The 6,513-nt window shown below is 46.3% G+C and carries 8 protein-coding genes; 5 read left to right on the top strand and 3 right to left on the bottom strand.

Going from position 1 to position 6,513, the window contains the following annotated elements; genetic code table 11:
• Nucleotides 1-53: 53 nt before the first annotated feature.
• Complete coding sequence (gene rimI / locus ACLFWI_RS24575) at nt 54-689, bottom strand: ribosomal protein S18-alanine N-acetyltransferase (protein WP_446415098.1); 636 nt, start codon at nt 687-689, stop codon at nt 54-56.
• Nucleotides 690-766: 77 nt separating this feature from the next.
• Here rimI and lysA point away from each other — a divergent pair, with 77 nt between their 5' ends.
• From lysA to ACLFWI_RS24550, 5 genes are all read left to right on the top strand, one after another.
• Nucleotides 767-2,185, top strand: coding sequence for a diaminopimelate decarboxylase (gene lysA / locus ACLFWI_RS24570; RefSeq protein WP_446415097.1), 1,419 nt, complete (start codon nt 767-769; stop codon nt 2,183-2,185).
• 3 nt (nt 2,186-2,188) lie between these two features.
• A complete protein-coding gene (locus ACLFWI_RS24565) occupies nt 2,189-2,317 on the top strand; it encodes a hypothetical protein (RefSeq protein ID WP_446415096.1) in 129 nt (42 codons plus the stop codon).
• Between the two features lie 148 nt (nt 2,318-2,465).
• Nucleotides 2,466-3,389, top strand: a complete 924-nt coding sequence (gene cdaA, locus ACLFWI_RS24560; RefSeq protein ID WP_446415095.1) for a diadenylate cyclase CdaA — start codon at nt 2,466-2,468, stop codon at nt 3,387-3,389.
• 19 nt (nt 3,390-3,408) lie between these two features.
• Nucleotides 3,409-4,149, top strand: a complete 741-nt coding sequence (locus ACLFWI_RS24555; protein ID WP_446415094.1) for an isoprenyl transferase — start codon at nt 3,409-3,411, stop codon at nt 4,147-4,149.
• Between the two features lie 323 nt (nt 4,150-4,472).
• Entirely contained in the window at nt 4,473-5,156 is a 684-nt protein-coding gene (locus ACLFWI_RS24550) for a hypothetical protein (RefSeq protein WP_446415093.1), read from the top strand.
• A 182-nt stretch (nt 5,157-5,338) separates the two neighbouring features.
• Here the strand turns inward: ACLFWI_RS24550 and ACLFWI_RS24545 are convergent, their stop codons facing one another.
• Both ACLFWI_RS24545 and ACLFWI_RS24540 read right to left on the bottom strand, forming a co-directional pair.
• Complete coding sequence (locus tag ACLFWI_RS24545) at nt 5,339-5,611, bottom strand: DUF3143 domain-containing protein (RefSeq protein WP_446415099.1); 273 nt, start codon at nt 5,609-5,611, stop codon at nt 5,339-5,341.
• Between the two features lie 8 nt (nt 5,612-5,619).
• Entirely contained in the window at nt 5,620-6,243 is a 624-nt protein-coding gene (locus tag ACLFWI_RS24540; protein ID WP_446415092.1) for a J domain-containing protein, read from the bottom strand.
• Nucleotides 6,244-6,513 lie beyond the last annotated feature (270 nt).

Below are 6,513 nucleotides of genomic sequence, written 5' to 3'. Positions count from 1 at the left end.
CCAATGACCAATGACCAATGACCAATGACCAATGACCAATGACCAATGACCAATCACAGATAACTGAATAGTTGCCAACCCTGACGGGTTAAGCGGGAGACGATTTGCTCATAGCGTTCTTGCAGGATTTGCTCAAATTCCGGCTGTTGTAACCCCTTTCGCCACAGAATCAGAGCATCTTCACCCGTATCTTGGTAATATCCTCGGCGTCGTCCGGCTTGAATAAAATCAAACTTTTGGTATAGAGACAAGGCAGCGTGATTCGAGGGTTTAACCTCTAAGGTTGCCCACTCCAACTGACGTTGTTTAGCATCCTTGAGTAAGGCATACAGTAAAAATTGCCCCAGTCCCTGATGGTGGTAGTTTGGATGCACCGCCAAAATTGTAATATGCGCTTCCTCCAGAATTGACCAGTAACAACCTAAACCCACTAAGCCATTCGGTAAAGGGGAGTGCGTGGGTAAATCTTCCCCCAGTAGATTGGGTGGCATAACAACGGCTGAATGACAACCCAATGGGCGCTGATCCCAGCCGTTGTGTGCTTCTAAAACCATTAATTGACTATTCGGGCTATTTAACTCTCGTTCGTAGCCCGACCGCGTCCACAGCCCGCCAAAACATACTTTATCTAAATCAACAGCCGCACTCAGTTGTGCTGTGGTTAGCGGCTTTAACTCTAAGACAGTCACAGCACTCAATTGTACACTAAGTAACGGACGCTTTTGGTGTACCTGCCCATATCCATATCAAGGATGATCACGACATTATGCGATTGACTGACTCCACTCAGGTGCAAAACTCTGGACAGCGATATCTCTCAGCGAACTCCAATCCCGATGATTATTGCTCGCCCAATCAGGCACTGTTGCCGCTTACCGCCACCGTTAACAGCCAAGACTGTCTAGAAATTGGTGGTTGTGATGTCAAGGGTTTAATCGAGGAATTTGGATCTCCCCTTTATATTTTAGATGAGGTCACCCTAAGGACAGCTTGCCGCCAATATCGGGATGCCTTTGCCCGTTACTATTCCGGAGATACCTTAGTACTGTATGCTTCAAAAGCCTGGAATTGTTTAGCGATTTGTGCGATCGCGGCATCGGAAGGTTTGGGTGTTGATGTCGTATCCGGAGGCGAACTCTACACAGCATTAGAAGCCGGAGTTAGCGCCGATAAGCTGTATTTCCATGGCAATAACAAGTCTATCGCTGAACTCCAGCTCGCAATGGAGAGCAATTGTACTATTGTTGTCGATAATCGGTTGGAGTTAGAAACTCTAGCAGATTTGGCCCAAAAAACATCTCAGAATACCAAGGTTCGGATCATGATTCGGATCACACCTGGGATCGAGTGTCACACCCATGAATATATTCGCACGGGTCATCTGGATAGCAAATTTGGATTTGATCCCCACAGTCTCGATCAGGTTTTTGCCTTTATTAGCCAAAATCCTATTCTTGACTGTATTGGTTTACATGCTCACATTGGGTCACAGATTTTTGAGAGTCAACCGCACAAAGACCTGGGGGCGGTTTTGGTCGATTATCTTCAGAAAGCCTCTCAGTTCAATCTATCCCTACAAGAACTCAATATCGGCGGCGGCTTGGGAATTCGCTATACCGAAGACGATGATCCCCCCACGATTGACACCTGGGTTAAGGGGGTTTGTGAAGCCGTGGTTAATGCCTGTAACCAGCAACAGTTGCCCTTACCGAGGTTATTATCAGAACCGGGGCGATCGATTATTGGACCTGCTTGTGTGACAGCATATACCATCGGCAGCCGCAAGGAGATCCCGCAAACGCGAACCTATCTGGCGGTTGATGGGGGAATGTCTGATAATCCACGTCCGATTACTTATCAATCGGTCTATCGTCCGGTCGTTGCTAATCGCATGTCAGCACCGATAACCGAAACCGTCACCATTGCGGGTAAACATTGCGAATCCGGGGATATTTTACTCAAGGATGCCCAATTACCCGAAACCCAACCTGGGGATCTGCTCGTGATTATGGGAACTGGGGCATATAATTACAGCATGGCGTCTAACTATAATCGTGTACCTCGACCTGCAGCGGTGTTAGTTAAGGATGGAAAGGCTGAATTAATTGTGCAGCGAGAAACCTATCAAGACTTAATCCGCATGGATCATTTACCGAAACGACTTGTATCCCAGGGTGAGGGATGAGGAATGGGGAAGATGGGGGAGCTGGGGGAGCTGGGGGAGCTGGGGAAGATGAGGGAGATGAGGGAGATGAGGGAGATGAGGGAGATGGGGGAGATGGGGGAGATGAGGGAGATGAGGGAGATAGGAGAGTAAACGAATGACGAATGACAAATGACGAATGACGAATGACAAATGACGAATGACGAATGACAAATAACAAATCAGTCGCAACTCCCTGCCTAATCTCGTTACAATCAAGCCAGAGTCAAGCTCTCAGTTGCTAAACGTTTAATTAAGTTCAATGCCTGCGTCGTCGTCGGGTTCTTTTCCTGACTCTGGCTGGGTTCAATCCTTATTGCTGCAAAGCGTTGATGTCGGATTGGTTCTAGCCCTCACCTATATGGTTCTCCTCATTATCGGGGAGCGTCGTACCTTGTGGATGGTTCGAGGGCTAATCGTCTTGATGCTAGCGGCAGCGGTCAGTAATCGACTAGGATTAACCCTGTTGAGTTTTGTGTTAGAAAAATTGGTGGTTGGTTCGGCTGTGGCGATGGCTGTAATCTTTCAGTCAGAATTTCGCCGCTTTCTCGAACAAGTTGGGCGGGGAGAAATTCGGCAGTTGTTTCAATCCCAACGCCGCCCTATGCCTAAAGCAGATAGCGTTATTGATGAAATTGTCGATGCGGTTAAAGAATTATCCCAAAATCGAACGGGCGCATTGATGATAATGGAGACGAATGGAACCATTGATGAGCGAGATTTTTCTGTACCAGGGGTACAGTTAAATGCTGAACTGTCGAAAGAACTGCTGCAAACCATCTTCCAGACGACGACGTTACTCCATGATGGGGCAGTATTGATTCGGGGGTCTCGCGTAGCAGCAGCGGGCGTCATTTTACCTCTGTCAGAGCGAACAGCCTCACGACAACTGGGTACGCGCCATCGGGCGGCTATGGGAATTACTGAGCGGGTGGAAAATTGCCTTTGTATCGTTGTATCCGAGGAAACGGGTTCGATTTCATTGGCTGAACGGGGCGGACTCAATCGACCTTTAACCAGTAGTAAACTCAAAGAACTGTTAGAGGCTCGATTTTCGACAGCGGTTGACCGTGAGGCAGTTGCCCCCGGTTTACGCAGTTTAGGTCGCCAAGTCAAGTCTCAGGGACGGCTACTCATTTCGCGTTTGCTCCGTCTGCCATCATCGACTTCTCGAAAAAAGAAATGACTATTATTATACAACTATTATGCAAACGATCCTAAAAGAATTACCAAGCGATCTCGACCAGGAACGCCTACCCAAACATGTGGCGGTGATTATGGATGGCAATGGTCGTTGGGCAAAACGTCGAGGCATTCCTCGGATTATGGGTCATCGCCGAGGCGTAGATACATTAAAGCAGTTGTTGCGCTGTTGTGATGATTGGGGTATCCAAGCCCTGACTGCTTATGCCTTTTCTACAGAAAACTGGGGACGTCCTATCGAAGAAGTTGAGTTTTTGATGACGCTGTTTGAGCGGGTGTTAATTCGAGAACTCAAAGAGATGATGGAGGAGAATGTACGCATTCAGTTTGTGGGGAATTTAACAGCGCTACCCCAATCCCTGCAAAACCAAATCGAACGGGCAATGATTCAAACGCAAAATAATACCGGGATTCAATTTACCGTGGCGACTAATTATGGTGGAAGGGAAGAAATTTTGCAGGCTTGTCGGACAATTGCGACTCAGGTTCAACAAGGTCAGCTTCAACCGGAGGATATTGACGAATCGCTGTTTTCTCGCCATCTTTATACTGCCAATATTGGTGATCCGGATTTGCTGATTCGCACTAGTGGAGAGATGCGTTTGTCGAATTTTCTCCTCTGGCAAATGGCTTATGCTGAATTTTATATTACCGACGCTTTTTGGCCCGATTTTGACCGCGAAGCGTTTCATCAAGCTTTAATTGCTTATCAGAAACGAGAACGGCGTTTTGGTAAGGTTTGACCCTTCGCGACCATCGAGGGCATGGTGTTAGAATTTCCAGTTTTGAATTAATTATTCAAATGGCGGTTGCTATACTTTTGGCGAATTCGGAAAACCTAACCCCCCAGCCCCCTTCCCGACACGGGAGGAGTCTGAAACCCTCCCTGCGTCGGGAAGGGATCTTTCACCCAGTTAATCTGAAGTCCCCTCGTGCAAATGTACTACACCCAGCGTCAATCCTTATTCGGTAGTGGTTTTAGCGCTCAACCCCCTCAAAAATCGTACATAAGTAGCCCTTGCCAACAACATCAAAAAATTTAGATATTTATATTTATATTTAGACTATGTTTAACTTTTCAATTAGAGGGAAAAAACAGCAATTTGCTGGAATTTTTGGTATAACAGTTCTTGTTATTTCCATAGCTGCTCTATATGCTTTTGGTGTATGGGGTGTAGGACGTGGAACAGGAACAGAACGTTCAGATTTCCGTTGGTTCTACACTGCTGGTCAACTCTTCTTGAATGGTCAAAACCCTTATGAGATCGAAATATTTTCAAATTATCAATCAGCCCCAGCTAACACATTAGGTTCTCAAGAGGTAACGGGTGTACCGAGCGCTCTTGCTTCTGTCGGACTGAATATGCCAGACCCTTTTGTACTAATGCTAGGAGGAGCCGTACTGACTTTTTTATTTTGGCTGGGTCAGTCTAGGCTTTGCTCTGATGACATTCTAGGAATATTGGTGTCGATTCAAATTGGCTTGGTGTACGCACATAATCCTGAAATTGTTTTATTAGCTCCACTCATCAGTAGTCTCTGGTTACACATCGCCCATCGTCAAAAGTTATTGGCTATAGCGGTGATAACTCTACTATTCATGTTTTTCCCTCAACGATTTATACGTCCTCTGAATATACCGATATTGAACCATTGGCGAGCATTCCTGATTCTTTTTGCATTCATCGCATTAGTTTTTTTGAGTTGGCAACAAAAAAACAGATTGAAAGGAGCAAAAATCAGCCCCTAATGAAATACTAATGAGACCCAGAAGCTAATGGGTGAAGAGGATACTCATTAAGTCGCGTGAGATTTTTGATACTTTTTTCATCTCATATCCTGATGATTGTCCATGATTGCCATACTGTAAAAGCCATCGTTTCAGGCATTTTTTTAAGGGTGTTTGACTAGACAGGATATTATGTAAGTCCCTCAAGGACCAGAGAAAACCGCGGCTTCTACATCTTCGCGACTGAGGGAATACTTGAAAGAACGCATAATGTCACGTCGTCCTTCGGCTGCATTAATGTAACGCACGGCTAATTCCTCAACTTCTAGACAGAGTTCGGCTTGCCAATTTGGTCGTTCCACACGCCAGCAATTGAGTTCGTTGCTATCTTGTTGACATCCTTGAGAACGGAGCCAATTTTCGATTTCAGGAAGGGGGTGGTTATAGAGGGGAGTGTCAGATGCAGGAAGTACCATAGAAGTTTTCATAGATTGAGGGATGGAACAAAAACAGGGAATGACGGTGGATTAGATGGGGAGAAAAGTTGGTTAGAAGGGGGATATGGCGGGATTAGCTGTAGTTGAGTTATCGGTGGCGTGGTGACTCGACTGGATAGAGATATCCCAGAAACTTGAAAGGCATTTTCTCCTCGGGTTAAGCCAATTACAATTGCCAGTACCAAGCATCCCACGAAAGTTATCCCCAAAATAAATAGGGCAAATAACTCGCCCGCGGAGAGGGGACGGTCTGTGGGGTCAAGGTAAGCCGAGGATGAATGATCAACTCGCGATCGCACAACGGGACGGTTCAATCCGGGTGGAGGTTGAATGACGTTGACACGAGAATAGCGAATAGTCTGATCATACAGGATTCGCCGTTCTGGGCTACTCAGAGTCGCGTAGGCTTCATTAAGCTGTTGGAACTTCGTCTTTGCCGTTTCTTTTGGTAAGTCGGTGGTATCGGGATGGTAACGTTTACTCAGTTCCCGATAGGCACGACGGATATCTAGAGCAGATGCGCTAGGGTGTACCCCCAGAATCCCATAATAGGTTATGGATTGTAGCTCTTTACTCGTTCTAGTCTTCTGTTTTACCCAGTCTTGAGCCATCCTAGCTGGTATAACAAACGGTTTTTAATATTTTACGCGATCGCTCTGGGTTCGTAGTCAGGGCTTTAGCCTTAGCCAACTCTATGGAGGTGGGTATTGCTCACCCTACGGTAACTTTGGGTTTAATCCAAGGCGGGAAGACAGCGAGTGGTGCAAGATGTGAGTTCTAACCGTTTTGCCGATTTTTCGATCTGTCGATTAGATTTAGTAAAACAATGCTACCGTTAAAGTCCCCCGATTAGATCCCCCTTCTGTCCCCCGATTAGATCC

The organism is Coleofasciculus sp., from assembly GCF_046539235.1.
Lineage (GTDB): Bacteria > Cyanobacteriota > Cyanobacteriia > Cyanobacteriales > Coleofasciculaceae > Coleofasciculus.
This window is presented reverse-complemented; position numbering and strand designations above follow the sequence as displayed.